Genomic DNA, 26312 nt, shown 5'->3' with positions numbered 1-26312 from the left:
GACCGGCCACCTAAAGCGCAAGCCGCGAGACATCAAACGCAGCACTGTCAACCTTGCCCATGAGGGCAAGAGTCAGATAACGCTCGTCAAAAATCTCGCCGGCAAGTTCGAGAACTCCCTGACTTGTTACGGAGTCGAATCCATCCGTCAGTTCATGAATAGGAATATAGCGTCCGAAATAAATTTCGTTTTTAGCGAGCTTGGTCATCCTGTTGTCGGAGCTTTCCAGGGAAAGATAGATGTTACCTTTTATCTGCTCCTTGGCCGACTCTAACTCAGTGAACGGAACAAGTTCCGTTTTCAGACGCTTCAGCTCAGCAAAGGCGATGTCGAGCACATCGTCGAGCTTTGCCGGACTTGTACCGGCGTACACAACAAGCGAGCCCGCATCCGTGTGGGAAACCACGTAGGAATAGACCGAATAGGCAAGACCCAGCCGCTCGCGGATCTCCTGGAACAGTCGGGAGCTCATGCTGCCACCGAGAAGCGTATTGACCAGATAGACTTCGAACCGACGCGGGTGATTCTGAGGAAATGCCTTGGTGCCGAGACAGATGTGAACCTGTTCCAAATCCTTTTCCACTACCTCAACCTGCTTTTCGTAAGCGGGCAGATGGCAGATATCCCGGCCCGAGCCGGTGGGAACCTGTCCAAAGAGACCGTCCACCAGGCTCAGGAGTTCGTCGTGGCGTACGTTGCCGGCCACAGCAATGATAATGTCGTCAGAGCGGTATTTTTCTCTCAGATGGGTAATGATCGCATCCCGCGAAAGCCCTTCGATGCTCTCTACGCTGCCGAGAATCGACAGGCCGAGGGGATGTCCCCGCCAGAAGCTCCGGTGGAACAGATCGTGAACGTAATCATCCGGCGTGTCCTCCAGCATGTTGATTTCCTGGAGGATCACCTTCCGCTCTTTCTCGATCTCTTCGGAGTCGAAGACTGAGTTGAGAAAGATGTCGGCAAGAAGATCAATTGTCTTTGGAAGGAATTTGTCGAGTACCTTGGCGTAATAGCAGACGTACTCGCGGCTCGTGAACGCATTGAGCACGCCGCCCACCGAATCGATTTCACGTGCAATATCAAGGGCACTGCGCTGCTCCGTTCCCTTGAACATCAGGTGTTCGATAAAGTGAGCGACGCCATTGTGCTCCCGCCGTTCATGGCGGGAGCCGTTGGCTACCCAGATACCAATGGAGACGGAATGGACGTGGGGCATGTATTCGGAGATGATCCGCACGCCATTGTCAAGGATTGTTTTATTGACCATGGATAAAACTATACCCGGACTGGAGCATTATGCCAGCGCCTGCCCTATTCGGGCAGCACGGCGCCGAGCGCCTCTTTCCGCGACAGCTTTATCTTGCCCTGCTTGTCAATGCCGATGCACTTCACCAGCACCTTGTCGCCCTCATTCAGCACATCGGTAACGTTCTTTACCCGCTCGGTATCCAGTTCGGAAATATGGACAAGTCCGTCGGTACCGGGGAAGATTTCCACGAATGCACCGAAATCCATGACTTTCTTGACGGTGCCCATGTAGAGTTTGCCCTCTTCCGCCTCGGCCGTGAGGTCGCGAATCATCTTGATAGCCTTATCGCAGGCCTCCTTGCTGGTGCTGGCAATATTGATACGGCCACTGTCCTCGATGTCGATGGATACGCCGGTCGCCTCGGTGATGCCACGGATGTTCTTGCCGCCGGACCCGATAACGTCGCGGATTTTATCGGTCTTGACCCAGATGGTGGTGATGCGGGGAGCATGGGGAGAGAGATCGGCCCGCGGAGCGGCAATGGCCTGATTCATCTTGCCCAGGATGTGGAGCCTGCCGTCACGGGCCTGCAGCAGGGCCTTCTCCATGATCTCACGGGTGACGCCGGTAATCTTGATGTCCATCTGGATGGCGGTTACCCCTGCTTCGGTGCCGGCCACCTTGAAATCCATATCGCCCAGATGATCCTCATCACCGAGGATGTCGGAAAGAATGGCGACGCCCTCCCCTTCCTTGATGAGGCCCATGGCAATACCCGCCACCGGGGCCTTGATCGGCACGCCCGCATCCATCATCGCCAGTGCGCCGCCGCACACGCTTGCCATGGAGGAGGAACCGTTGCTTTCGAGGATATCGGAGACAATGCGGATGGTGTAGGGAAAGTCCTCGTGCTTGGGCATAACGCGCTCGAGGGCCCTTTCAGCCAGCATGCCGTGACCGATTTCGCGCCGGCCCGGAGCAAGGCGAAAGCTCGTCTCCCCAACCGAGAACGGCGGGAAGTTGTAATGCAGGAGGAAACGCTTGCGGGTCTCGCCGTACAGTGAATCAATCCGCTGCTCATCAATGGAGGTACCGAGAGTCGATGCCACGAGGGCCTGGGTTTCACCGCGGGTAAAGAGGGCGGAACCATGGGCGCGCGGCAGCATGCCGACCTCGATGCTGATGGGACGGATGGTTGTGGTGTCACGGCCGTCAATGCGGTAGCCGTCCTTGATGATGTGCTCGCGGACGAGTTCATACTCGAAGTCGCCGAGGAACCCCTTAATTTCCGATTCGCGGCCTTCATACTCGGGCAGAAGTGCTTCAAGGGTTTGCGCGCTGATCTCGCCGATGCGGTTGTGACGCTCCTGCTTGGCCACAATCCGGACGGCTTCCTTGATCCCGGCATAGGCAAGCTCTTTCACCCGCGCCTTCAGGGCCTCATCAACGGACGTGGCCGCGACCTCGCGTTTGGGAACGCCAGCCAGCTTCCGGAGTTCGGTCTGGGCCTCGATAATCGGCTGAACAGCGGCGTGACCGAAGAAAATGGCTTCCAGGACATCCTTTTCGGACGCCTCTGCAGCCCCCCCCTCGACCATGATGACCGCATCACGGCTTGCCGCGACAACGATCTCAAGATCGCTTTTCTCCACCTGCTCTACCGTGGGATTGCACACGAACTGACCGTCCACGCGCCCGACCTTGACGCCGGCGATGGGGCCGAGGAACGGAATATCGGAGACCTCAAGGGCAGCAGACGCGCCGATCATGGCGAGGATGCCGGGATCGTTATCCTGGTCCGCCGAGACAACAGTCGCCATAATCTGGGTATCATTCAGGAAACTCTCGGGGAAAAGCGGGCGGATCGGGCGATCGATAAAGCGGGACGTGAGAGTCTCGTTGTCGGAGGGACGCCCTTCACGCTTGAAGAAGCCGCCGGGAATCTTGCCGCCGGCATACGCTTTTTCCTGATAATTCACCGTCAGAGGAAAAAAGTCCTGCCCTTCGCGGGCCGTTTTTGTCGCCACAGCAGTCACGAGAACCACCGTATCCCCACAGCTCACCACCACGGCACCACTGGCCTGCTTGGCCCACTTGCCCGTTGCGATCGTTATGGTCCGTCCGCCGAATTCTACGTTAACCCTGTGTTCAGTCATGGTGTGTTCCATCATGTTCGTTGGCCTCCCAGCCTGTGTAAATAGGTGCGTTGGGGCCGTCGATGGAGCGACCGAAGAACAATGCGGTCGGTCACTCCATCCACGCCCCCAACAGACAAAATAAATGGGCCATCAGGCCCATCTCCAGAAACCGGTTGCGCCACAGTGCCCACACTGCTTACCCCCGGATGCGATAACAACCACAGGGCACGACAGTGAAGACAAAGGGCAGAAAAAGGAGAGGCAATATACCCCGGCGCGGAGTATACTGCCTCATCTTAGCGACGAATGCCGAGCTTCTCGATGATCGAGCGATACCTCTCGACGTCTTTCTTCTTGAGATAATCGAGGAGCCTTCTTCTCTGGCCGACGATCTTCAGAAGTCCGCGACGGCTGTGGTGATCCTTCTTGTGCACCTTGAAGTGCTCGGTAAGGTAGATGATCCGCTCGGTAAGAAGCGCGATCTGCACCTCGGGCGAGCCCGTATCACTGTCGTGAAGCTTGTGGGTCGTGATAATCTCTTTCTTTTTGTCAGTTACCAGCACGTTTGCAACACCTCCTTTGCTAAGAGATTGTGAGTATGTGATGCATGGCGGCGCACTGCTGCGCCAGAATGATCAGTAACGTGTGTTTGTATCACAAAGGGTGCTTCCTGTAAAGGGGAAAACCTAGTTAAACACCCTTAAAAGCCTTAGGTTTTTGGTATCATTGGCCCACAGGCCGGTAAGGGCAACCGCCACAGCAACAACGATTCCGTCCCTCTGCAATCGCAGGCGAGTCCCCGCCGGAACTCCCGTGCCCGCCCCATGCTCAACGTCCTCGCAGCCAGGGGTGATGCCACGCCTGACACGTTCCGCGCCCTGGGCGGTGAGCGGCAATGCCTGAAGATGTCCCAGTGCTTCGGAGGGTGACATAAGGACATCAGCAAGACTGTCGGCCTCGGCCAGCGCGCTAAGCCGTTCAAGGGATATGGCCCGGTCCAGATCGAAGAGACCGCTGCTCAACCGGCGCAACTCAGTCAGATGAGCACCGCAGCCGAGGCGCTCGCCCATGTCGTGGGCCAGCGTCCTGACATAAGTCCCGCGCGAACAGGACAGGGTAAACGTCACCAGCGGCAGATCGATCGCGTCAATGACCAGTGAGAAGATCTCTATCTCACGGGGTTCACGCTCGACTTCCCTGCCGGTGCGGGCGAGTTTGTAAAGGGGGACGCCATCGCGCTTGAGGGCCGAGAACATGGGGGGCAGTTGGCTGAGTTTGCCCGTGAACGAGGAGATGACATCACGAACTGTCTGGGGCTCCAGGTGCTGCCAGTCGCCGGCATGAACAACCTGGCCGGTGTGGTCCTGGGTATCAGTGGCAGCGCCGAGCATCAGCGTGGCTCGGTACACCTTGGTTGATTCATCCAGGTAGGGGATCGCCTTTGTCCCCTCGCCGACTGCAACGGGCAGAACACCGGTGGCGAATGGATCGAGCGTGCCGGTGTGGCCGGCCTTCTTCTGCCGAAGGGTCCGCCTGACTCTCGCAACCACATCATGGGAGGTGAGACCGGCCGGTTTGTCGATGACGATAAAGCCGTCCATGAAAATCAGAGAGCGGTCTCCAGATGATCGAAGACCCGCTTTCTGACTTCAGCCAGACCACCGGTCAGGGTACAGCCGGCCGCGTTGTGGTGCCCGCCGCCACCAAAGGCTGCGGCAAGGCTCGCCACATCGATCTTGCCCTTGGAACGGAATCCGACCTTGAACAACTGCGGCTGGATCTCGCGGAAGAAGACCGCGACTTCCACCCCTCTGATGGAACGGGGGTAATTGACGAAACCGTCGGTCAGTTCGGCGCAGGCTCCAACCTTCTCGTACATGTCGAGAGTCACGGTGATTGAGGCGCAATCCCCGTTCGCGGAAAAGGAAAGCGTCGAGAGAGCAAGCGCAAGAAGTTCCAGACGCTGACGCGGCTGGCTTTCATAGAGCTTCTCGGCAATGGACCACGTATTGATGCCTGTGGCGACCAACTCGCCCGCAATGGCAAAGGCCTCGGGGTTTGCGTTCGAGTAGCGGAAAGAGCCGGTATCGGTGATTATGGAAGTATAGAGTGCCAGGGCCGTGTCGTAATCGATGTCGTGGCCGGCAGCCTTGATAATCCGGTAGACCAGCACCCCGCTGGCCGCGGCTGCGGAATCAATGTAATTGATGGTGCCGAAGCGGTCACAGGTGAGGTGGTGGTCAATATTGATAAACATGCCGATGCGGCGGCACTCGTTCACAAGTGTGCCGGCACGGCGAAATTCCCCCACATCGAGAACGAAGCACACGTCGAAATCCTGATCCGGCAGGTCATGCCGGACACTGCCCGCCAAGGGGAGAAACCGGTACAACTCGGGCACGGGGTCGCAGAAATGGATGGTAACATCCTTGCCCAAGCCCTTGAGGTATCCGGCAAGGGCAAGGGATGACCCGACCGCATCGCCGTCAGGGTTCTCGTGGGTAGTGATCAGGAAACTACGGTGAGTCCGAATTTCGCGGAGGATGCTTTCAATCATCGGAACCTTTCTCAGTCTCGATTTCTTTCAGCAGTTGATCGATCCGGTTGCCGTACTCGATTGACCGGTCGTATTTGAAGTGAAGCTCCGGTGCGAATTTGAGCCTGAGCTGCTTTCCGATCTCCCGGCGCAGGAAACCGGTTGCGCTCGCAAGCCCCTGGGCCGTGGAGGCCCTGGCCTCATCATCGCCCATGACCGTGTAATAGATGGTCGCCTGGCGGATATCATCGGTAACCTTCACGCCGGTAATGGTGATGAACCCGATGCGGGGATCCTTCATGCCCTTGACGATGAGGCCCGAAACGAGCTCATGGATCGCCTCGGCTACTTTTTCTGAACGATTGAACATAAGGCACGGCACAGAACGACCGGCGGTCGCAGGACTACGGAACCGCACGTGCGCTCAGCACTCCCTTTCTACAGAGTGGTGGCGATTTTCTCGATCTCGAAGTCCTCGATAACGTCACCAATCTTGATGTCATTGTAGTTCTCAAGGCCGATACCGCACTCGTAGCCGGTGGCAACCTCTTTGACGTCGTCCTTGAAGCGGCGCAGACTGGACATCTTGCCTTCATAGATGACCACGTTGTCCCGCAGCAGCCGCACCTGGGCGTTGCGGATCATCTTGCCGTCCTGGACGTAGCAGCCCGCCACGTTGCCGATCTTGGGCACCGAGAAGACCTCCCGGACCTCGGCCCGGCCCAGGTACTTCTCGCGCAGGGTTGGCTCGAGGAGCCCTTCCATGGCCTTTTTGATATCCTCCACCGCATCGTAGATGATGTTGTAGAGACGGATATCGACCCCTTCCTTCTCGGCAAGGACGGACGCCTTCGGCTCGGGCCGGACGTTGAAGCCGAGGATGATGGCGTTGGACGCCGAGGCCAGGTTGACGTCGGTTTCGGTGATGGCACCGACCGAGGAATGGATGACGTTGAGCCTTACCGCATCGGTGGAGAGCTTGCGCAGCGATTCCGAAACAGCCTCCACGGAGCCTTGGACGTCGGCCTTGACGATGGCGTTGAGGTCCTTGACCTCGCCCTTCTGGATCTTGTCGTAGAGTTGCTCCAGCGACATCTTGCTGTGCTTGGCAAGTTCGGTTTCGCGAAACTTTTGCTGACGATGGGAGGCGATTTCCTTGGCACGCTTTTCATCGGTAAGGCTGATGAACACATCGCCCGCATCGGGGACCCCCGTAAAGCCGATGACTTCCACCGGCATGGAGGGGCCTGCTTCGGCGACCTTTTCGCCCCGATCGTTCTGCATGGCGCGGACCCGTCCCGAGTGGACGCCGGCCACGAAGTAATCCCCGACCTTGAGCGTTCCTTCCTGAACAAGCACCGTAGCAACGGGGCCGCGGCCACGGTCGAGCTTTGCCTCCACGATGGTGCCGCGGGCGTCCTTGCCCGGATTGGCCTTCAGGTCCATCACGTCGGCTTGGAGGAGCACCATTTCGAGCAGTTCCGGCAGATTGATCCTCTTCTTCGCCGAAACCTCGACAAAGATGGTTTCACCGCCCCACTCCTCGGAAACCAAACCGAATTCCATGAGTTCCTGCTTCACCCGCTCGGGCTTTGCCTCGGGCTTGTCGATCTTGTTGATGGCAACGATGATGGGAACTCCGGCGGCCTTGGAGTGGTTCACCGCCTCGCGGGTCTGCGGCATCACACCATCATCAGCGGCCACCACAAGAATGACGATGTCGGTCACCTTGGCGCCGCGGGCGCGCATGGCGGTAAACGCCTCGTGGCCCGGCGTATCGAGGAAGGTGATCTTCCGGCCGTTTAGTTCCACATCGTAGGCACCGATGTGCTGGGTGATGCCGCCGGCCTCACCGGCGATGACGTTGGCTTCGCGGATCGCATCCAGGAGTGAGGTCTTGCCGTGGTCGACGTGTCCCATGATGGTGACCACGGGCGGCCGTTTCCTGAGGTTCTCAGGCGCGTCAGGCACCGATTCGAGCATCTCGTCCACATCGATCGCAACGTTCTCGATTTCGTACCCGAATTCAGCCGCAACCAGGGTAGCGGCGTCCACATCGAGGGGATGATTGATGGTGACCATCATCCCCATCTTCATCAGGAGCCGAATCAGATCGGTCGCCTTGATCCCCATCCGCTTGGCCAGTTCGCCGACGGTAATCGACTCGGAAATCTTGATGATCCGCTTGATGGCCTTGGGCACCGTGATTTCGGTCTTTCTGCCGAGAGAGACCATATCCCTCTCGCGTCTCTTGCCTTTGCCCGTCTTTGGCCCGGGCTCAAAGATCCGTTCACGCTTCTCAAGAAGTTCCGCCTTCTTGAACGCTTCCTTCTTCTTGCCCGCACCGCCTCCGCCGGGCTTCTTGGCGCCCCTGTCGGGCTCGGCCGGAGCAACGAACTCCTTGCCCTTGCGAGGAGGGGGCGGAGGAGTTCCCGCCCTGCGGCGGTCATCGCCCGCAGACGCCGGCCGTTCGGCCGGAGAGGGGGTCATGATACGCTCTTCGATCCGCTTCCTGGGCGCTGTCGCTTCGCGCCTGTCCGCAGACCTGGGTGCAGGAGTCGTGATGCCTGGAAGCTCGACCCGGCCGAGAATCCGCGCCCTGTTGGGCGTGGGCCTGTCATCCACAGGAGGGGCGACGGGCGCGACCGGAGCCTTTTGCACAACCGGGGGCTCGGGGGCGGACTCGGCAACAGATGTAACCTGCTCTTGCGCCGGAGCGGCCACTGGCTCCTGCCCCACCGAAGGCTCGACAACGGACGGCGCCTGGTCGGCAGCCCCCGTGGCTCCTTCGATTTCAACCGGTGCGGCTGCGCTTTCGGCCGGAGGGACAGCAGCCTCGACCGGCGGCTCGACGGGAGCGACCTCTGCCACACGGCGACGACGGATGACGGTTGTCGTCACGCGGACTTCTTCCTGGGGGCCACTCTTCGGGGGCGCGGCAGGCGGCGCGGTTACCTTGCGGACATCTTCTTCCTCCAGCACCGACAGGTGGTTTTTCACCTCGATGCCAAGGCTCTTGAGTCGGGCAAGGAGCTCCTTATTTTCAATCCCCATTTTCTTTGCCAGTTCATACACGTGGGTTTTGCTCATCAACCGCACCCCCATCAAGGAAATTACCGTAACGTTCTAATTCTTTCAGAATTATAGGGACAAAGCCGCTCTCCCCGATTGCCGCGACACTCCGCAACCCCTTGCCGAGAAGAGCGCCGACCCGATCCTTGTCCAAGAGGCGGAAACAAGGTACCTGGTATCGTTCGGCCAGGGAAGTCACTTTTTCACCAATATCAGCGGAAATGTCTTCCGTGAGGATCACGAGACCAAGCCGGTCACCGCGCCGAAGGCGCTCCATCACCGTGTCGCTTCCCGACACGACCTTGCCTGCCTTGTTGGCCAAGGCCACATACGAGGATATCCGCTCCTCGAGACGTGCCCGTATCTCAGCGATCAGCGTATCCGCAGGGGCAACGCTACCCTCCCCCCTGAAGGCCCGCGCAAACTGCTTCCGCGCTATGGCAGCACGCACACAGACAGGATCGGGACAGGTATATGCACCGCGGCCGGGAAGCTTGGCGACGATATCGGGGACGACTCTTCCCTCGGGATCAAGAACGAAACGGAGCAGTTCGCTCTTGCCCCTCTCCTGCCGGCAGCCGATGCAGGATCTGCGTGGCTCGTCTCCCCCCATGCCCTATACTTCCGCCTGCTCCTCGGCAACCACTTCTCCTGCGGCCTCAACGGCTTGGGGGGCCTCTTCGGCAGCCTCTTCGGCAACCTCTTCCGTAGCGCCATCATAGGAGGAATACTGGAGCAACTCCGCCTCAGCGGCCGTGGTTTCGCTCTTGATATCGATACGCCAGCCGGTAAGCTTTGCGGCAAGCCGCACGTTCTGCCCTTTTTTGCCAATGGCCAGCGACAATTGGTCGTCGGCGACGATGATCTCCATGGACCGGTTCTCGTCGTCGATGTACACCTTCGACACCACGGCCGGTTGCAGCGCATTGCACGCAAAGCGGGCCGCGTCCTCGGACCAGGGGATGATGTCGATCTTCTCGCCCCTCAGTTCGGACACCACATTCTGCACGCGGCTACCCCGCATGCCCACGCAGGCACCAACGGGATCCACGTCGGAATCATGGGAGTAGACCGCAATCTTGGCCCGACTGCCCGGTTCGCGCACAACCGCCTTGATCTCCACGATCCCCTCGGCGATCTCCGGAACTTCCGCTTCGAAAAGCTTGGCCAGGACGCCGGGATGGGTGCGCGACAGGACGATCTGGGGCCCCTTGGGGGTCATCCGGATGTCGGTGATCAGAGTCTTGACCCGGTCACCCTGGCGATATACCTCGCGCGGCGCCTGCTCCTTGTGGGAAAGCACCGCTTCGGCGCGCCCGAGATCGACAACCAGATCACCCTTTTCAAAACGGCGCACAACGCCGGTCACCAGTTCGCCGATCCGATCCTTGAACTCGTTGAAAATGGTTTCCCGCTCCGCCTCGCGCACCTTCTGAATGATGACCTGCTTGGCGGTCTGGGCCGCGATGCGGGTGAAACCGCTCGCATCAAGCTTCATGCCGAGAGAGTCGCCCACCTCCACGTCGGGGTCGATCTCCCGGGCTTCCTCCATGTCGATTTCCTTGTAGGAATCCTGAACCTCGTCGACCACGGTAACAAACTCGAAGAGCTCAACCTCGCCAACTTCCGGGTTATAGTGGGCCTCAAGATCGCGGGTATTGCGGAACTTCTTGTTCGCAGCAGTGAGCACCGCCTGTTCCAGGGCCTCAACGACGATGTTCCGGTCGATCCCCTTTTCCTTGACGATCTGGTCAATAATGTGCTTGAGGTTGAAGGTCGTTTCCACGTCCAATCTCCTTGAGCTGATCTCTCTAAAATTCGAATTCCAGGTTGGCTTTAGCTATTTTGTCCAGAGGGATGCGGGCCAACTGCCCTTCCCGAAGCGTAAGGGTGACGACTCCGTCGGAGAGGCCGACGAGATCGCCCAGAAACGTCTTGCGCCGGTTCCCCTCTTCATCCGCCAGGAGCTCGAATGTGCGCACCTTGACAAGGCGCCCCGCATAACGCTCGTAGTCCGCCTCTTTCTTGAGGGGACGATTGAGGCCGGGCGAAGAGACCTCCAACATATAGTGCTCGCGAATAACATCCTCGACATCGAGGATTTCAGACAACTCACGACTTACCGCAGCGCAGTCGTCCAGGGTTACCCCCTCCGGCTTGTCAATGAAGAGACGCAGAACCATCTGCCGCCCCTCACGCTTATACTCAGCCTCCACAAGCTCCAACCCTTGAGGGGCGAGCAACTGCTCGGCAACCACTGTTATCCGACTGACAACATCATCCTTCTGCATGAATCGAAAACCTCAAAAAACAAAAAAAGTGAGCTGCTGAGCCCACTTTCTAGTGAACGATTTACTTGAAACAAATGTTTAACATGCGTTGCAAGGAAATGCAAGTAATTATTTTGATGTACCAAATCGATATCAGGGCGTGCAGCCGACCATTGTCAACCGCAAAACATGTACGGGTTGACAATGGCGCGCGGCCTATGGTAATCCAGGAAACCGGAGGAACCACACACAATGACCAACTTCCCTGAATCACTTGCAAATCGTATCATCGAAGGAGACATCCTCGACGGGGACGAAGCCCACAGACTGCTCCTGCTGGAGAGCACCGCTGCCTGCGCCCTCTTCCTGGCAGCCAGTCGTGTGCGCGATCATTTCCTCGGCACCGGCGTGGACCTGTGCTCCATTATTAACGCCAAATCGGGCCGCTGCCCGGAAAACTGCTCCTTTTGCGCCCAGTCGTCCCACCACCCCACCAACGCGCCCGTCTACCCTCTCGTCGACGAAGAGCAGATCATCGCCTGCGCCAGGGAAGCGGCAGGGGCCGGCTCCCATTGTTTCGGCATCGTAACCAGCGGCTCGACCATCTCGCCGGGCGGCGAGCTGGACCGGATTTGCCGCGCGCTGCGGCGCATCCGCCGGGAAACGGCCATAGAACCGTCCTGCTCCCTCGGCGTCATCGACTACGAAACCGCCCTGGCGCTTCGCGAGGCCGGAGCCGTAACCTATCATCACAACCTTGAAACAGCCCGCAGTTTCTTCCCGAACATCTGTACCACCCATGATTACGAAGAGGATGTGGAAACAGTGCGCGTCGCCAAGCGGGCAGGGCTCAAGGTATGCTGCGGCGGCATCTTCGGACTGGGAGAGACCCCGGAACAGCGGGTCGAAATGGCCCTTACCCTGCGCGAACTCGACGTGGATTCAATCCCCCTCAACTTCCTGAACCCCATTGAAGGGACGCCCCTGGCCGGTGCGGACCGGATCACCCCGCTCGAATGCCTCAAGACCATCGCCGTGTACCGCCTCATCCTCCCGGATCGAAAAATCGCCGTTTGCGGCGGCCGTGAGCGCAACCTGCGGGACCTGCAGTCGTGGATGTTTTTCGCCGGTGCCAGCGGCACCATGATCGGCAACTATCTCACCACCACCGGTCGCCCGCCCGAGCAGGACTGGCAGATGCTGACCGACCTGGGGCTCACCGTGAGGCAGTGCAATGGCTGAGAAAGGAATTTTCATCACTGGCACCGACACGGGGGTGGGCAAAACGATCGTAGCGGCGGCCATCGCCCGCCTGCTGCGGGGCCGGGGCGTCAACGTGGGCGTGATGAAGCCGGTCACCAGCGGCTGCATCGAACGCGACGGCACCCTGGTTTCCGAGGATGCAGAATTGCTTGCCTGGGCCGCCGGGGTTCCTCTGGACGAGGCCTGCGCCCCCTATCGCCTTCGCACCCCGATCGCCCCGTCCGTGGCCGCCAGCCGCGAAGGGGTCAAGATTGACTTCAACCTTCTGAAGGATGCCCATGATACCCTGCGGCAACGGCATGACTTCGTCATCGTCGAGGGAGCCGGGGGGCTTATGGTTCCCCTGTCGGGCGGCATGCTGGTGGCGGACCTTGTGGACCTCCTGAAACTGCCGCTTCTCGTGGTGGCCCGTCCGAATCTGGGAACCATCAACCACACGGTCCTCACCTGTTATGCCGCGCGCCAGCTCGGCCTTGATGTGCGCGGGGTCATCGTCAACAGCTATCCCGAGTCGCCGGACATGGCCGAGGAGTATGCGCCGCACCTGATCGACTCGCTCTCCGGCGCACCGCTTCTCGGTGTCTTTCCCCGCATCGAGGGAGCTGAAGGACGCGCCATGGTGGAACAGCTCGCGGCACGCCTGGCAACGGAACCAACCACAAAAATACTGGCAAGGGAGATCGGCTGTGCCTGACTATGATACTCAGACCCTGAGAGACTGGGACCGTCGCCACATCTGGCACCCCTTCACCCAGATGAAGGAGTGGGAGGAAAGCGAACCGGTGGTGATCGTCGAAGGGGACGGCTCCTGGATCGTCGATTCGGAAGGAAACCGCTATCTGGACGGCGTGGCCGCCATCTGGACCAATGTGCACGGACACTGCCGCCACGAGATCAACGAGGCGCTCAAGGCCCAGGTGGACCGCCTGGAGCATTCGACGCTCCTGGGGCTCACCAACGACAAGGCAGCCGTTCTGGCCAAACGCCTCGCGGAGATCACACCGTCCGGGCTGTGCAAGGTCTTTTACTCCGACAACGGCTCCACAGCCGTGGAAGTCGGCGTCAAGATGGCATTCCAGTTCTGGCGCCATGAGGGGCAGCCGGAAAAATCCCGGTTCATCTCCTTTACGAGCGCCTATCACGGCGACACCCTGGGGGCCGTGAGCGTGGGGGGCATCGATCTGTTCCACGGCGTATTCCGGCCCCTGCTCTTCCCGACCATCCAGGCACCGGCGCCCTACTGCTACCGCTGTCCCATGGGCCGGGGCACCCCTGCCGCCTGCGGTATGGAGTGCCTGGCGGAGCTGGAGCGGATCATGGAAAGCCATGCCGGAGAGGTGGCTGGCCTCGTCATCGAGCCGCTGGTTCAGGGTGCGGGTGGGATGATCGTGCAGCCCGAAGGTTTTTTGAGGGGTGTGCGGGAACTCTGCGACCGGCACGACATCCTGATGATCGCCGACGAAGTCGCCGTGGGCTTTGGCCGCACCGGCGCCATGTTCGCCTGCGGACGCGAAGGGATCACTCCCGACATCATGGCGCTCTCCAAGGGGATCACCGCCGGCTACATGCCCCTGGCCGCCACCCTGGCGACCCAGCGGGTCTATGATGCGTTCCTGGGCGAATACCGGGAGATGAAGACCTTTTTCCACGGTCACACCTTTACGGGCAATCCCCTCGGCTGTGCCGTGGCCCTGGCGAGCCTGGACCTGTTTGAGAGCGACCGGCTCCTGGAAAAGTTACCGAAAAAAATCAATAAATTAAAAGAAAAGCTTCAAGGACTGATTGAGCTTGGACACGTGGGAGATGTGCGGCAATGCGGCATGGTGGCCGCCGTGGAACTGGTGCGGGACCGGGCAACCAAAGAACCGTTCGCCTGGGAAGAGCGGGTGGGGGTCCGCGTCTGCCAGGAAGCGCGCACGCATGGTGTCTTTTTGCGGCCCCTCGGCAACGTGATCGTCATTTTCCCGCCCCTTGCCATCACTGTGGAGGAAATCGACTTCCTCGTGGACGGATTGGCAAAGTCAATCCGCACGGTCACCGAAGGGTGAGCCACACACTGCACAGGCATTGAGCACTGGCGATTGTCAGGCCGGGGCCGCCAGGCTCCTGACGATGCGCATCTCGTCCTCGCGGGTTGTCGCTTCACCGTTGAGGCGGGCGGAGAGGACCTGATCGAGGATCTCCCGATACCGCGGCCCTGAAGGGATCCCCAGGACCTTGAGATCATTGCCGGTAATGTGGGTAACAACGCTCCGCAACCGGGTCACGTACAGGGAAACGTAGCGCCTCACCTCGTCACTCCGGGTTTTTGCCATGATGTAGAGCAGCACCTCGGGAGAGAGCCCCCGGAGCCAGAAGTAGATATCGCTGCAGCGCACCCCCTCCCGCCGTCCCGCCCTGCGTGCCATGATCTCCAGGACCTGCTCGCCCTGGATCCTCATGTCGATGAGCTTTTCCCGGTAATGCTCTGACACGGAGAGCCGCGTGCAGGTCCCCCAGAACCCCTCGTCCGGCAGGCTTGAGGTGAGCGCCAGGAAATACACCACCCACGTCTCGACCTTCTCTCCCAGGTAGAGGAGCTCGAACCAGGTAATCACCTTCTTGACCTCGTCCAGCACCCGCAGGGTATCGGACGTCAGGGCCAGGTCCGGGTGAATGAAGTGGAGAAGCTCCAGGCCGGACATCCGGAGAATGGCCTTGACCGGCTCCCGCTCCCGCAGGATCAGCACCAGCTCGTTCAGCAGCCGCCTCCCCCCAAGCTTGTCCAGAAATCCCATTTTCACCGCATTCTTGATGAGATTTTCCGTGTGCCGCGAGATCGGGAAACCAAGCCGCTGTTCGAAGCGGATGGCTCGGAACACCCGGGTCGGATCCTCGACAAAGGACAGGTTGTGGAGCACCCGGATGGTCTTTTCCCGCAGGTCGCGGTAGGCGCCGAAGTAATCGATCAGGGTGCCGAACCCCTCGGCATTGAGCTTGACCGCCAGGGTATTGATGGTGAAATCACGCCGGTACAGGTCCATTTTGAGCGACGAACGCTCCACCGTGGGCAGGGCGCCCGGCGTTTCGTAGTATTCGAGCCGTGTGCTCGCCACATCCACCTTGAGTCCGTCGGGAAAGACGATAACCGCGGTTCCGAACTTGGCGTGGCTTTTTACGCGGCATCCCATGCGGGTCGCAACGGCCTCGGCGAACAGGATGCCATCGCCTTCCACCGACACGTCGATGTCGTCGTTCTCGGCGCCCAGGAGCAGGTCCCGCACAAAGCCGCCGACTGCATACACGGGCAGCTCCAGTTCGTCCCCCACCTTGCCCAGATCACGTAGTATGGCCACTGCAGGGCGCGGCAGGTGCTTGTTCATGAGATGGACCACCTCGCGTCGCCGCACCGGCAGATTCTCGCTGCCCAAGTCATAAACCGGTTCGGCGCTACGCTGCATGCCGGTGTACATGTACCGCAGGAGGTCGGTCCGCGTTATGACCCCTGCGAGCCGCTCGCCGCTGAATACCGGCACCAGCCGCCGATGCTGCCCGACGATATAGTCCTGGATGGCGGCGATGGGGGTATCGGGGGCAGCCCGCATGAACTCCGTGTGCATGTATTCGTCCACAGGCAGGTTGCCGAGGCCGTGATACAGAGCCTTTTCCACGATCCGGCGCGAGATGATCCCCGCCATCCGCTCCCCGTCCATGACCGGCATGGCATTCACGTTGTAGCGGGTGAGGATCTCCCGGGCCTCGGCGATGGTCGTGGCAAAGGGCAGGGTTATCACCGGCGACGACATAAGGTCCGCGGCGGTTCTGACCGGATTGACCAGCTCGGGCAGGAGAAGGTTGAGGCGGCCGAGGACCTGAATCACGGTCTGGCCCCTTACCGTAGCAGCCGCCGCGGTGGCATGCCCTCCCCCGCCAAAGGCGCGCGCGACAGCGCCGGCATCGACTTCGGCAATGCGGCTGCGCGCCACCAGGTAAACCCTCTCCCCCATCCCGACCACGAGAAAGACCGCGTCCAGATTCTGCATATCGCGCATCATGTGGGCAAGAACCGCAATATCGCCCACATAGTGGTCAAGGGTGGCATGGGCCACGGCAATGTCGACCCCGTTCACCGGGGTGCTGCGAAGGGACTTCAGCAGATCGTTCAGAAGCGCGACCTGTTCGGCGTTCAACTCCTGGGAGACAAAATCCGACACGATGTTCAGGTTGGCTCCCTGCTCCAGGAGCCAGGATGCTGCGGCATAGTCGTCGGGTGTGGTGGAGGGAAAGGTCAGGTTGCCCGTGTCTTCATAGATGCCCAGCATCATGAGGGTTGCCTCGACCGGCGTCACCCCGATGCCCTGCTCCATGAGCTTTTGGGCCAGGATGGTCGTGGACGAACCGCAACCGCGAATCTCTCCGCCGCTCGGCCGGATGTCGCCGCTGGAGCCGGGATGGTGGTCATAGATATGGACCTCGACGCCTGGCCGGCGCGCAACCTCCGCAAAGCGGCCGATGCGCGAGGTATTCTGGCAGTCCACGAGGACCAGTCGCGTGATGTTCGGGAAATCCACATCCCTGAGCCGGGTAAAGGGGAGTTCGTAGCCGGTTGTCTTGAGGAAGAGGTCCCTCATGCTCTTTTCCTGGGAGCCGGAGAAGACCATGAGGGCGTCGGGGTAGAGCTTCCTGGCCGCGACCATGGCGCCGAGGCAATCAAAATCGGCGTTCATGTGGGTGGTAATGACGTCCATGGAGAAGAGTGTGCCGCAGCCTCGGCAAAAGTAAAGATCGGCCCGCTAGCGCGTGGCGACCATTGGGCGCAACGGAGCCGGCTGGTAGGCAGGGTTCTCGCCGACTACCTCCACAACGGGTCCATTGCCGATAAGTTCAAGGGTGCCACTGTCGGGGCCGAAATCGGCCTCTCCCACGGCCCAGTCGTACAGTTTCTTTGAGTCGTGCAGCACCGGTCGTCCGGGGGTACCGTACATCCGGTTCTGCATGGGCTCGTCAAACAACCCCACACAGCCGTGTGAAGCAGGTTTGCCCGGCAGATCGCGGGCATGGATCCAATACCCCACGTTCTGCTTGTCAATGAAGAATCTCATGGCGTAGTCCATGGGATACTGGGCCGACTTGTCGTCGGTCTGGTAGAGCGACGAGGTATGGGTACGATCCCGGGCATCGATCCGGAAGAGCCCCGTCGGGGTCTCGTTTCCCTTCTTGCCGGTTGCCGCCGGCATGGAAAACTTCAGCGTGCCCCGTTCGTAAGCCCCGATCCACTGTTCGGTGAGGCTGATCAGGATGTATTTTGCATAGCGCCTGGCCGGCTCGTGCTCCTTAGGCAGCGGGGAGTACGTGCGGGCAACCTCCATGTCCCGCGGCACCTTGATGGTCATGCCGGGGTAGGTGTGGCGGCGGTCGATGCGGTTGAAGCGGGCAACGTGGGCCCAATCGTCGCCGAAGAGCGATTCAAGCGTGTCGTTGGGCCTGATGAAACGGGGATACCAGTCCAGATCCCGCTGGCTCGGGTAGTCCACCCGTGACAGGTCTTCCTTGGCCGGGTCCAGGGGTGAGGCCGCCGGTTCGGCCGTGATGTTCGGCTCGTGCACGACAATGGCGGCAAGAATGATGAGTGCGACGACAACAGCCAATCTGCGGATCATGATAGGTCCCGGGAAAAAAGAATGGGGCTGTCGCCCCATTGGAATTCTTGCGCAAAACTAGCATGATTGACACATCGGGTCAAGATTCTTGGCAAGGGGTCCCGAAACGCTCCGAGATCACGGTGTCCACGGCACGGTAAGGGTCGGTGCGACCGGATGCCATGGCCTCCACGATCTCCCGGTAGCGGCCGTTCACCCGGATATGGCCGAAGACTTCCGCAAAGAGCCTTTCCCGAAGCAGCTCCTCGAAATGGCGAACGGACCGCTCCTGGCGGATGCGCTCCAAAGTCCCCGAATCCGCCAGCCATGAACGGTGAAGCGCTATTTCGTCCACCAGTTCGGCGATTCCCCGATTGCGGCTCGCCTCGGTCATCATGACCTTGGGCAGCCAGTCGCCGGGCGCGGTCTTCTTCATTTCAAGCATGACCGCCAGTTCCCGGGCGGTCCGGTCTGCGCCGTCCCGGTCGGCTTTGTTCACCACGAACACGTCGCCGATCTCAAGAACCCCGGCCTTGATCGCCTGAATGTCGTCGCCGAGCCCGGGCACCGACACCACCACCGTCGTGTGGGCCAACCGGACGATATCGATTTCATCCTGCCCCACCCCCACGGTTTCGATGATGACGACCTCCATCCCCATGGCGTCCATGACGTTCACCACGTCGGCAGTGGCGCGGGAAAGCCCTCCCATGTGGCCGCGGGTGGCGAGACTGCGGATGAAGACCCCCGGATCGTCGGCATGCCGGTTCATCCTGATCCGGTCTCCCAGGATAGCGCCCCCCGTAAAGGGGCTCGTGGGGTCGATCGCCACAACCCCAACCCGTTTCCCCTGCTCACGGTATGCGGCGGTAAGCTGATCCACCAGCGTCGACTTGCCGGCTCCCGGAGGACCGGTGATGCCGAGAATGAACGCACGTCCCGTATGGGGATAGAGTTCCTTCATGTCATCGACGGCACTCCGGAAACCGTCGTCCAGGTTACGCATGAGTCGGGCCGCGGCACGCAACTCGCCGTCGAGTATCCGAGAAGCCAGGGACATCGTCAGGTTCCTTCCAGAAAATCGGTCAACTCCGGTGTTCGCGGCAACAGTCCAAGGAGATGGCCGCGACACCGGAAACAATGGTGGTTACGCCCGCGGTGCCACGTTCTCCCGCACCCACTTGACGATGTCCTCCGTGGAGGTGCCGGGGGTGAAGACCTCGCAGACGCCAGCCCCCTTCAACCCGGGGATGTCGTCTTCGGGAATCACGCCGCCGCCGAATACGATGATATCGTCGGCCCCCTTCTCCTTGAGGAGCTGGCAGACGCGCGGCAGGAGCGAGTTGTGGGCGCCCGAAAGGATCGAGAGTCCCACGGCGTCCACGTCTTCCTGGATGGCGGAGGACGCGATCTGCTCAGGCGTCTGGTGGAGGCCGGTATAGATCACCTCGAAACCGGCGTCACGGAAGGCCCGAGCCACCACCTTGGCGCCCCTGTCATGGCCGTCGAGCCCCGGCTTGCCAACGAGAATACGCAGCGTTCTTTCAGTCATGACCATCTCCTTTATTTTTCGATTCCCGTACGCGCCGGCACGCCGGCACGGTAATAGTGCTTGATCTCGCGCATCTCGGTGACCAGGTCGGCCGCGGCAATGACCCGTTCATCGGCATTGCGTCCCGTGAGGACCAGTTCCACCCGGGGCGGCTTCAGGGCCATCAGATCCAGGACGTCATCCACCGGGACAAGGCCGAAGGAGACGGCACCGTTGATTTCGTCGAGGATCACCAGATCGTAGCACTCCCCGGTCAGCGCCGCGCGGGCCATGTCGAGGGCCTCGTGGGCAAGGCGCACATCCTCCGGATCCGGGTTCTCCCGATTCACCCAGCCCGGCCGGCCAGTGGCGATGATGGTCAGCTCCGGGGCCAGACGCTTGGCCGCCTCATGCTCGCCATAGGGGCCGCCCCCCTTCATGAACTGAATCATGAGAACCCGGAATCCCCGCCCGGCCGCCCGAAAGGCAAGCCCCAGGGCAGCAGTGGTCTTGCCCTTGCCATTGCCGGTATAAACCTGGATGCATCCCTGGTCGAGCTTCACGGAGTTTGCTCCTGCGGGGGCGAGCTAGTGCCGCGCTCTTTTGCCGTCACTGCGGGCCGATTCTGCCGCCCGATCAAAACCGCCTCCCGTTTTATTCTCAATAAAGAACAGGCACGGACTATAACAACAGCCTCAGCGCGCTGTCAAGCCGTATTCACGGAAGTATAACGGGTTTTTAGCGACAATGAAACAACGTCCGCGCAGCCGGGGCCGGTCGCCTTCCCCGGCTGTCCGAAAAATCGCCCTTGACATCAATGCCGGCATTTGATATTCAGTCAACTCTACTTTTTAGACGGGCGCTTAGCTCAGCGGGAGAGCACTGCCTTCACACGGCAGGGGTCACTGGTTCAATCCCAGTAGCGCCCACCAGAAAACACACCGGCCAGGTCGCAAGACCCGGCCGGTTTTTTATTGCCATCAGTCGGCACGCACGGATCAGGCAGGCAACGGCCTCACAGGCAAATATCGTCAATACGTCTGAACAGACACCCGCCGCTCCGCTCGATGAAGCGCAGAATCTGCAGGTTGATCGGGACGCCGACAAAGTCCCCGCAGTCCCTGATATCCGTCCTCAAACCGTAGCACTTCCTGCCAAGGGCCGAGGCGAATCCCACCTCGCCGGCCGTCCCCGAGTCGACTTCGGCACCGTCCAGTATCGCCAGCAATCCGTCGCACGCCATGATGCCTTTTTCGTTTATCTCTCCTATCCCTGACGCAATGGCCCTGAACTCGTCCACTCGGGCGTGGAAGTCCCCAATCCGGTACGCCTGTTCAATGCGCCGGACAAAGTGATCCTGTTCCCAGGGGTCGAACACATCGTGTCCCAGGGACCTGAGCTTACGTTTGACCTTTTCGAGATAAGATTTCGTTTCGGGGCTGAACCCAAGGGGCGATGCTAGATAGATGTTCATTGGCACCTTCCCTCGTGTCGCAGTCGCTTTACTTCTGCTGCCATTTCCTCGCCATACCGTGTTTCGGACATGATCAGCACCCCGCAGAAGCTGCTACGCTCCGGTGAACTACTCGCCTTCCCCCGCCACGAGCCGCACGGGCAGCGGCTCCTTGTCCCACGTGACCTCAGGATAGAGAGCCGGGTTGAGCCGCAGGTAGGTGCCGTCGACCCCCTTTTCGGCCCACCAGCATTCGGAGCCCCTGATGGGGAGGTCATTAAAGAGATACAGGTCGTTGTTCTTGTCTCGTGCCAGGTACATGGATGGGTCTCCTTTGCCGATTGAAAGGTTATGCGGTTGGAAAACTGCGCATCAGGTGGAGGCGGATCATGTCCTCGAACTCGGTTTCCCGGTCGCCCCGATAGACCATGGACGAGCCGATCTCCGCGGCGAGAATGGCAGACAGGTACTTCTGGGGCAGTTGGGCGAGGCGGCGGCGGAAACGGGGCTCTGCGACAATGATCTTCGGCAGGTGAGCCAGAATCGCCCGGCGGTAGAGGGGCTGGAGGCAGAGCTCGGGGCGCGCCTGGAAAAACCTGAAGAGCCGGGCGTAATTGGCGTTGATCTCGGTGCTCAGGGAGTCCGATATCTCGGTGCACAGGGCACCTGGCTGCTCCCGGCGGCGCTTCAGGATCAGCCTGGCCTCGTCGCCGGCCCGCTTCTCCAGGATCCGGAGCACGTCGGCCACGTAGCGCTCCTTGTACTCCATGAACTCCTTTTCCGTCAGGAGCAGATTGGCGATGATCTCGTAGGAGGAGGAGATGACGCCGCACTTGTTGGCCGAGGCGTCGCGCATGACGATGATCCCCTTTTTCTGGAGCTCCACGCGGGCCGCCGGGCTGATGAAGGAGTTGGCCCCCTCCACGATGGCCCGGGCCGAGGGGGTGCCGTCAGGCAGGAGGAATCGGTCCCAGTTGTCCTTGTCGATGGTTTCCGGGCGCCCGCCGGCAGGGATGAAGAGATCCGCCGGCACGCTGAATACCAGGTCGCCGAACTCCTTGGAGAATTCGTCCAGTGATATCCACTCCTCCACGAGCCCCGCATCGGCCCTGGTCACGCGCCGGAAGAGCTCCCGCAGCCCCTCGCGCCGGCTGCCGGTGCGGAACAGCATGAAACCGCCCGGATGGAGCGCCGCCGGATCAAAGGCATCCAGGTCCTCCTTCAGCATGATGCGGCCCAATTCGCCGTGATCAGCGCCTTCGGGGTCGCACAGGGCCGCGGTACCGTCGAGGATCAGGCCGATCTTCACCTTGGGGCAGCGCTCCAGCATGATCCGCATGGCATTGCCGGCCACGTCGCCGTTGGGGCCGCCGGTGAACTTGACGGTGAAGGGGTCCCTACGGATGTCGATGCCCAGCTCCGCCATGGTGATCTCGGCGAACGCTACCACGCCGGTGGAGGTGACGCCGTACTTCTTGTGGTTGATCCCCACCCGCTTGCTGGACATGATGCCGATGCCGAGCATGTAGCCGCGCCGTTTGGACATGCTGGCAATGGTCTCGATCATGTTGTCGTGCATGTTCTCGTCGGGACCCAGCTCGATGGGCTCGTCCTCCCGGTAGTAGTCCACCACGGCCGGATGGCGGGCCACGCCGTTGTCGGTGGTGAAAATGTCCAGAAAGGCGGCGGTGATGCCGTACTGGAGTTTGTAGAGGCGCCAGGTCTCCAGGGGCCGGTCCTGCGCCTTCAGGTCCGAGACGTCCAGGGCCACCACCAGCTTTGATCCGCCTTCGTAGATGTCCTTGTTCTTCAGGTGCTGGGTGTGGGCCAGGACAAAGTTCTCCCGGAACAGGGTGTTGGCGTTGATGATCAGGTCGTCGGGGGTGCGGCAGATGACCGTGCGCCATCCGCCCCGGGCAATGTCTGAGAAGCCGATGTGGTAGCCGAACCCGAAGCGGCTGAAGAAGAAGGTGACCCGGAAGGGCATGGCCGGGGGCAGGTCCGCGGTGAAATCAGTGCCCAGTTCGGTCAGGTAGGTGGGGTCGAGCCGGAAGGCCAGGGCCTGTTTTTCCAGGACAAAGAAGTTGGTCTTCAGGGTGCGGGTGATGAAGATGAGGCAGCAGTGGAAAATGGTCCTGCGCACCTCATCCAGATAGCGGTGACCGGTGTTGTACTCCGCCACCTCGTGCCGGGTTTCGGCCAGTACCCGCTCGTAGAGCGCGGCCCGGTCCTCCGCGGCCGGGTCGAAACGGGCCCGGAAAAGCTTCGCCAGTTGGAGCGCTATCTCCGGGTGAGCCAGAAAGGCGCCGCGCACGTCGTCAAGGCCGAAGCGGTCGGGCTGGTTGTGGGCCAGGTTGGAATGGCAGAAGGCGATGAAGGCATTGGTGAGAGTGGCGTCCTCACCGCTCATGTGCCCGGTGATCACGAACTCGCGGTAGGCATGGGAGCGGGTCGCCAGGAGCTGGGTGTTGGACAGTTCCCGCTGGAGCCTGCCGAAGAGCTCGGACCCCCGCTGCAGCACTTCCCCGTCGCGCCGCCGCACATAGAACGTGCCGAGGAAATAGGGATGGATGCCGTTGGAGATGGTCAGGCAATAGGCGCGGTTCACGCCAAGGTCGAGCCGGTTGGAAACCTCCATTACCTGAAGGAGGAACTCCTTCTGGGGCGGGTTTCCCACGGCGAAGAAGACCCGCGATTCATTGACGCCCGTTCCGTCCTCCCTCTCTTCCACATCCAGGTAGAGGCCGCCGCAACGGTTCCCTTCCTGGAGGAGGCGCAGAGCCTGAGCCACCCGGCGCGGGGGGGAGATGCGGACGTAATTCTCATTGTTGAGCCAGAGGATGCGAAGCAGCCGGTCCAGGCCGGCCAGGTTCAAGTCGGGGTAGTATTTTCGCACCGCTGCCGTCACCGTGCGCCGGATGCCCGGAGGAACCTGCACGTCCCTGCCGGCGAGGATATCTTCATTGGTCTTGCGGTCAAACTCGAAACGCTGAATCTCCAGGTTCTGGTCAAGCCCCGGGATGGGGTCGTCCGAGTGGGCGATCATGGCGTAGGATATCTCCCGCTCCTGAAGCCGGCGCAGGGTGTCGTAAAGGGAGCCGGGCTGATCGACCATGGCCATGATCAGGGCCTTGTCCCGGTCGGCCAGGATCAGGCGCCGGTTGCGCCGCAGCATGCCCAGTTCGCGGGTCAGGACGGCCAGGGCCTCGGGTTCGTCCTTCATGGCGATGAAGAAGTAGGGGTTCATCTGCTCGCGAAGCCATTGGCGGTTCTCCGCCCGTTCCGCAGCATGGGTCCTTCCGGTGGTTCCGGCAGCATTCATGGTTGTAGGCTCCTCTCGCTGTCAGACATGCCCCTTGTTCGCGGTCAGCGCAACTTCTCCTGCACGCTCCGCACCTTGTCTTCCATGGTCTGGTTCCGGTCCGTGCGGGTTCCCAGCTTGATGGTGGTGGTGATGCGGGGCGCGCCCATGCCGTGCACCACCTCGTGGCAGCGCCTGACAGCGGTGAACACGGCATCCCACTCCCCTTCGATGTTCGTTCCGTAGGAATGGAGCGAGGTCTTCAGCCCCGCCTCGTCAAGCACCTTCTGACAGGCCGCCACATAGGGGGAAAGAGAAACCCCCACGCCGATCGGCACGATGCACAGATCAACCATCACGTTCATGCACGCCTCCTTGTCACATCGGATTGTCGGTGGCCGCAGGCTCCTGGTTTTCCCCTTCCGGCATCGGCTGACCAGGCGGTTCGGGCATCAGGAGTTCCCCGCCGTGGGCAGGGCAGTATTCGACCGGTTCCGTGCCGGCCATGAAAAATTCCTCCCGCTGTTCCGGGCACTCCGGCGCCGCCCGGTACCCCGTGGCAGGATCCACGGCCACGGCAACGACCGTTTCCGGCCGGGCAAAGTCGGCGGCCGGCCGGCCAGCCAGGGCCGATGCCATGAATCGTTCCCAGATGGGCGCGGCCACGGCCCCCCCCGTGAACCCTTTCCCTCCCGGCCGGGGCTTGTCGTGGCCGACCCAGATGCCGGTAACGACGCCGGGAGTATAGCCGATGAACCAGGCGTCCCGGTAATCGTCGGTGGTGCCGGTCTTGCCGGCGGCCGGCCGGGCCTGACTGAACTTCCTGAGCGACTTGGCCGTGCCGTACACCATCACGTCCTTCAGCATCTGGGTCGTGACATAGGCCGCGGCGGGCGAGATGGCCGGGGTGACCGCCGGCGGATTGTCGGTCCAGGCGCGGCGGCGCTTGTCGTAGATCCGGAGCACGGTCCTCGCTTCGGCCCGGAGCCCGCCGTTGGCCAGGGGGGTGTACGCCGAAACGAGGTCACGCAGGGTCACCTCATCGGTGCCCAGGGCCAGCGAGAGGTCGTTGGGCGACCGGAGCGACAGCCCCAGATTCCTGGCGATCTCCACGAAGTAGGGAACGCCGACCGTCTCCAGCACCTTGACCGTGATGACGTTGTTCGAGTAGGCCAGGGCCTTTCTCAGGGAAAGTTCCCCGTACTGCTCGCCACCGTAGTTCCTGGGCTTCCAGGTCTGATTGGCGCCGCGGACATAGGCAACCGGGGTATCGTCCCAGACGCTCGCGGCAGTGATCCCCTTTTCCAGGGCAGCCGCATAGATCAGGGGCTTGATGGCCGAGCCGGGCTGGCGCCGCGCCAGGAATGCCCGGTCATAGGAGCTCTTGGCGAAGTCCACGCCCCCCACGGCCGCCAGCACGTCGCCAGTGGCGGGATCCAGGGACACCAGCGCTCCCTGGAGGTCGGGCGAAACCCGCTTCACCCCATCCCGCAAGGTCTTTTCGGCCAGTTTCTGCAGGTTCAGATCCATGGCCGCAGTCACTTCCAGCCCCCCCGCCTCGATGACCTGGGGGCCGTACCGCTCCACCAGCAGGTTCCGGATATGGGACAGATACCACGACGCCTGGTCCGGCGGGGTAACGGCCACTCGCTGGCTGCGCAGCTTCTGCTTCTGCCGGGCGGAAATCATCCTGAGGTCTGTCATCCGCTTGAGGACCACGTCCCTGCGCCGCCCCACGTCAGCCGCCTTGCCCAGCGGGTTGTAGCGGCCCGGATTCTTGGGCACACCCGCCAGCAGGGCGCATTCGGCCTCGGTCAACTCATCCGGGTTCTTGTCGAAGTAGACGCGGGCCGCCTGGGCAATCCCCCAGGCTCCACGGCC

General features: G+C 61.1%; 23 protein-coding genes and 1 tRNA gene. 4 read left to right on the top strand and 20 right to left on the bottom strand.

Annotation, left to right across the window (positions count from 1 at the left end):
• Positions 1-10: 10 nt before the first annotated feature.
• The 10 genes from AC6CDK_RS06640 to rimP form a co-directional block, all read right to left on the bottom strand.
• Positions 11-1267: a M16 family metallopeptidase gene (locus AC6CDK_RS06640; protein WP_039644969.1), complete on the bottom strand. Its 1257-nt coding sequence runs from the start codon at positions 1265-1267 to the stop codon at positions 11-13.
• A gap of 44 nt (positions 1268-1311) precedes the next feature.
• The gene (gene pnp / locus AC6CDK_RS06635) at positions 1312-3405 is read right to left on the bottom strand and encodes a polyribonucleotide nucleotidyltransferase (protein WP_039644970.1); all 2094 of its coding nucleotides are present in this window, start codon (positions 3403-3405) and stop codon (positions 1312-1314) included.
• 278 nt (positions 3406-3683) lie between these two features.
• On the bottom strand, positions 3684-3950 hold the full coding sequence (gene rpsO / locus AC6CDK_RS06630) for a 30S ribosomal protein S15 (protein WP_010942237.1): 267 nt from the start codon (positions 3948-3950) through the stop codon (positions 3684-3686).
• 123 nt (positions 3951-4073) lie between these two features.
• Positions 4074-4988 carry a tRNA pseudouridine(55) synthase TruB gene (truB, locus tag AC6CDK_RS06625; protein WP_192905126.1) on the bottom strand — a complete coding sequence of 305 codons (915 nt, stop codon included), beginning with the start codon at positions 4986-4988 and terminating at the stop codon, positions 4074-4076.
• A 5-nt stretch (positions 4989-4993) separates the two neighbouring features.
• A complete protein-coding gene (locus AC6CDK_RS06620; protein ID WP_039644975.1) occupies positions 4994-5944 on the bottom strand; it encodes a DHH family phosphoesterase in 951 nt (316 codons plus the stop codon).
• Complete coding sequence (locus AC6CDK_RS06615; RefSeq protein WP_039644977.1) at positions 5937-6293, bottom strand: ribosome-binding factor A; 357 nt, start codon at positions 6291-6293, stop codon at positions 5937-5939. Before AC6CDK_RS06615 ends, AC6CDK_RS06620 begins: the two co-directional genes overlap by 8 nt.
• A gap of 68 nt (positions 6294-6361) precedes the next feature.
• Entirely contained in the window at positions 6362-9013 is a 2652-nt protein-coding gene (infB, locus tag AC6CDK_RS06610; RefSeq protein ID WP_039644979.1) for a translation initiation factor IF-2, read from the bottom strand.
• Complete coding sequence (locus AC6CDK_RS06605) at positions 8991-9608, bottom strand: DUF448 domain-containing protein (protein WP_039644981.1); 618 nt, start codon at positions 9606-9608, stop codon at positions 8991-8993. Before AC6CDK_RS06605 ends, infB begins: the two co-directional genes overlap by 23 nt.
• A 3-nt stretch (positions 9609-9611) precedes the next feature.
• Positions 9612-10781: a transcription termination factor NusA gene (gene nusA / locus AC6CDK_RS06600; protein ID WP_039644982.1), complete on the bottom strand. Its 1170-nt coding sequence runs from the start codon at positions 10779-10781 to the stop codon at positions 9612-9614.
• A 25-nt stretch (positions 10782-10806) separates the two neighbouring features.
• Positions 10807-11286 carry a ribosome maturation factor RimP gene (gene rimP / locus AC6CDK_RS06595; protein ID WP_039644987.1) on the bottom strand — a complete coding sequence of 160 codons (480 nt, stop codon included), beginning with the start codon at positions 11284-11286 and terminating at the stop codon, positions 10807-10809.
• 231 nt (positions 11287-11517) lie between these two features.
• On the opposite strand from rimP, the gene bioB reads away from it, so the two are divergent.
• Genes bioB through bioA form a run of 3 tightly spaced genes read left to right on the top strand, consistent with a single transcriptional unit; the run spans position 11518 to position 14576 of the window.
• Positions 11518-12507 carry a biotin synthase BioB gene (gene bioB / locus AC6CDK_RS06590; RefSeq protein ID WP_192905127.1) on the top strand — a complete coding sequence of 330 codons (990 nt, stop codon included), beginning with the start codon at positions 11518-11520 and terminating at the stop codon, positions 12505-12507.
• Complete coding sequence (gene bioD, locus AC6CDK_RS06585; protein WP_039644990.1) at positions 12500-13222, top strand: dethiobiotin synthase; 723 nt, start codon at positions 12500-12502, stop codon at positions 13220-13222. The genes bioB and bioD overlap by 8 nt, the downstream gene beginning before the upstream one ends.
• Positions 13215-14576, top strand: a complete 1362-nt coding sequence (gene bioA, locus AC6CDK_RS06580; RefSeq protein WP_039644992.1) for an adenosylmethionine--8-amino-7-oxononanoate transaminase — start codon at positions 13215-13217, stop codon at positions 14574-14576. Before bioD ends, bioA begins: the two co-directional genes overlap by 8 nt.
• A 36-nt stretch (positions 14577-14612) precedes the next feature.
• Here bioA and AC6CDK_RS06575 read toward each other — a convergent pair whose 3' ends face one another.
• The 5 genes from AC6CDK_RS06575 to cobO form a co-directional block, all read right to left on the bottom strand.
• Positions 14613-17255, bottom strand: coding sequence for an A-adding tRNA nucleotidyltransferase (locus AC6CDK_RS06575; RefSeq protein ID WP_039644994.1), 2643 nt, complete (start codon positions 17253-17255; stop codon positions 14613-14615).
• A 45-nt stretch (positions 17256-17300) separates the two neighbouring features.
• A complete protein-coding gene (locus tag AC6CDK_RS06570) occupies positions 17301-18167 on the bottom strand; it encodes a L,D-transpeptidase (protein WP_039644996.1) in 867 nt (288 codons plus the stop codon).
• Between the two features lie 79 nt (positions 18168-18246).
• Complete coding sequence (gene meaB, locus AC6CDK_RS06565; RefSeq protein ID WP_039645004.1) at positions 18247-19206, bottom strand: methylmalonyl Co-A mutase-associated GTPase MeaB; 960 nt, start codon at positions 19204-19206, stop codon at positions 18247-18249.
• Positions 19207-19293: 87 nt separating this feature from the next.
• Complete coding sequence (gene icmB, locus AC6CDK_RS06560) at positions 19294-19698, bottom strand: coenzyme B12-dependent isobutyryl CoA mutase small subunit (protein WP_039645009.1); 405 nt, start codon at positions 19696-19698, stop codon at positions 19294-19296.
• Between the two features lie 11 nt (positions 19699-19709).
• Positions 19710-20240: a cob(I)yrinic acid a,c-diamide adenosyltransferase gene (gene cobO / locus AC6CDK_RS06555; protein ID WP_192905128.1), complete on the bottom strand. Its 531-nt coding sequence runs from the start codon at positions 20238-20240 to the stop codon at positions 19710-19712.
• A 294-nt stretch (positions 20241-20534) separates the two neighbouring features.
• On the opposite strand from cobO, the gene AC6CDK_RS06550 reads away from it, so the two are divergent.
• Positions 20535-20609 (top strand) — tRNA-Val (locus tag AC6CDK_RS06550).
• 83 nt (positions 20610-20692) lie between these two features.
• Here the strand turns inward: AC6CDK_RS06550 and AC6CDK_RS06545 are convergent.
• The 5 genes from AC6CDK_RS06545 to AC6CDK_RS06525 all read right to left on the bottom strand — a co-directional run.
• A complete protein-coding gene (locus AC6CDK_RS06545; protein ID WP_192905129.1) occupies positions 20693-21151 on the bottom strand; it encodes a nucleoside 2-deoxyribosyltransferase in 459 nt (152 codons plus the stop codon).
• A gap of 108 nt (positions 21152-21259) precedes the next feature.
• Positions 21260-21451 (bottom strand): hypothetical protein, encoded by a 192-nt coding sequence (locus AC6CDK_RS06540; protein WP_039645018.1) that lies wholly within the window; start codon positions 21449-21451, stop codon positions 21260-21262.
• Between the two features lie 28 nt (positions 21452-21479).
• Positions 21480-24452: an NAD-glutamate dehydrogenase domain-containing protein gene (locus tag AC6CDK_RS06535; protein ID WP_192905130.1), complete on the bottom strand. Its 2973-nt coding sequence runs from the start codon at positions 24450-24452 to the stop codon at positions 21480-21482.
• Between the two features lie 44 nt (positions 24453-24496).
• On the bottom strand, positions 24497-24796 hold the full coding sequence (locus AC6CDK_RS06530; protein WP_039645022.1) for an MTH1187 family thiamine-binding protein: 300 nt from the start codon (positions 24794-24796) through the stop codon (positions 24497-24499).
• Positions 24797-24809: 13 nt separating this feature from the next.
• Positions 24810-26312, bottom strand: a 1503-nt coding sequence (locus AC6CDK_RS06525) for a penicillin-binding transpeptidase domain-containing protein (protein WP_496639782.1), incomplete at its 5' end; no start/stop codon positions are given.

This window comes from Geobacter sp. PheSNFMC (assembly GCF_059620965.1).
The sequence above is the reverse complement of the archived record's forward strand: the minus strand, read 5'-3'. Positions and strand labels throughout refer to the sequence as shown.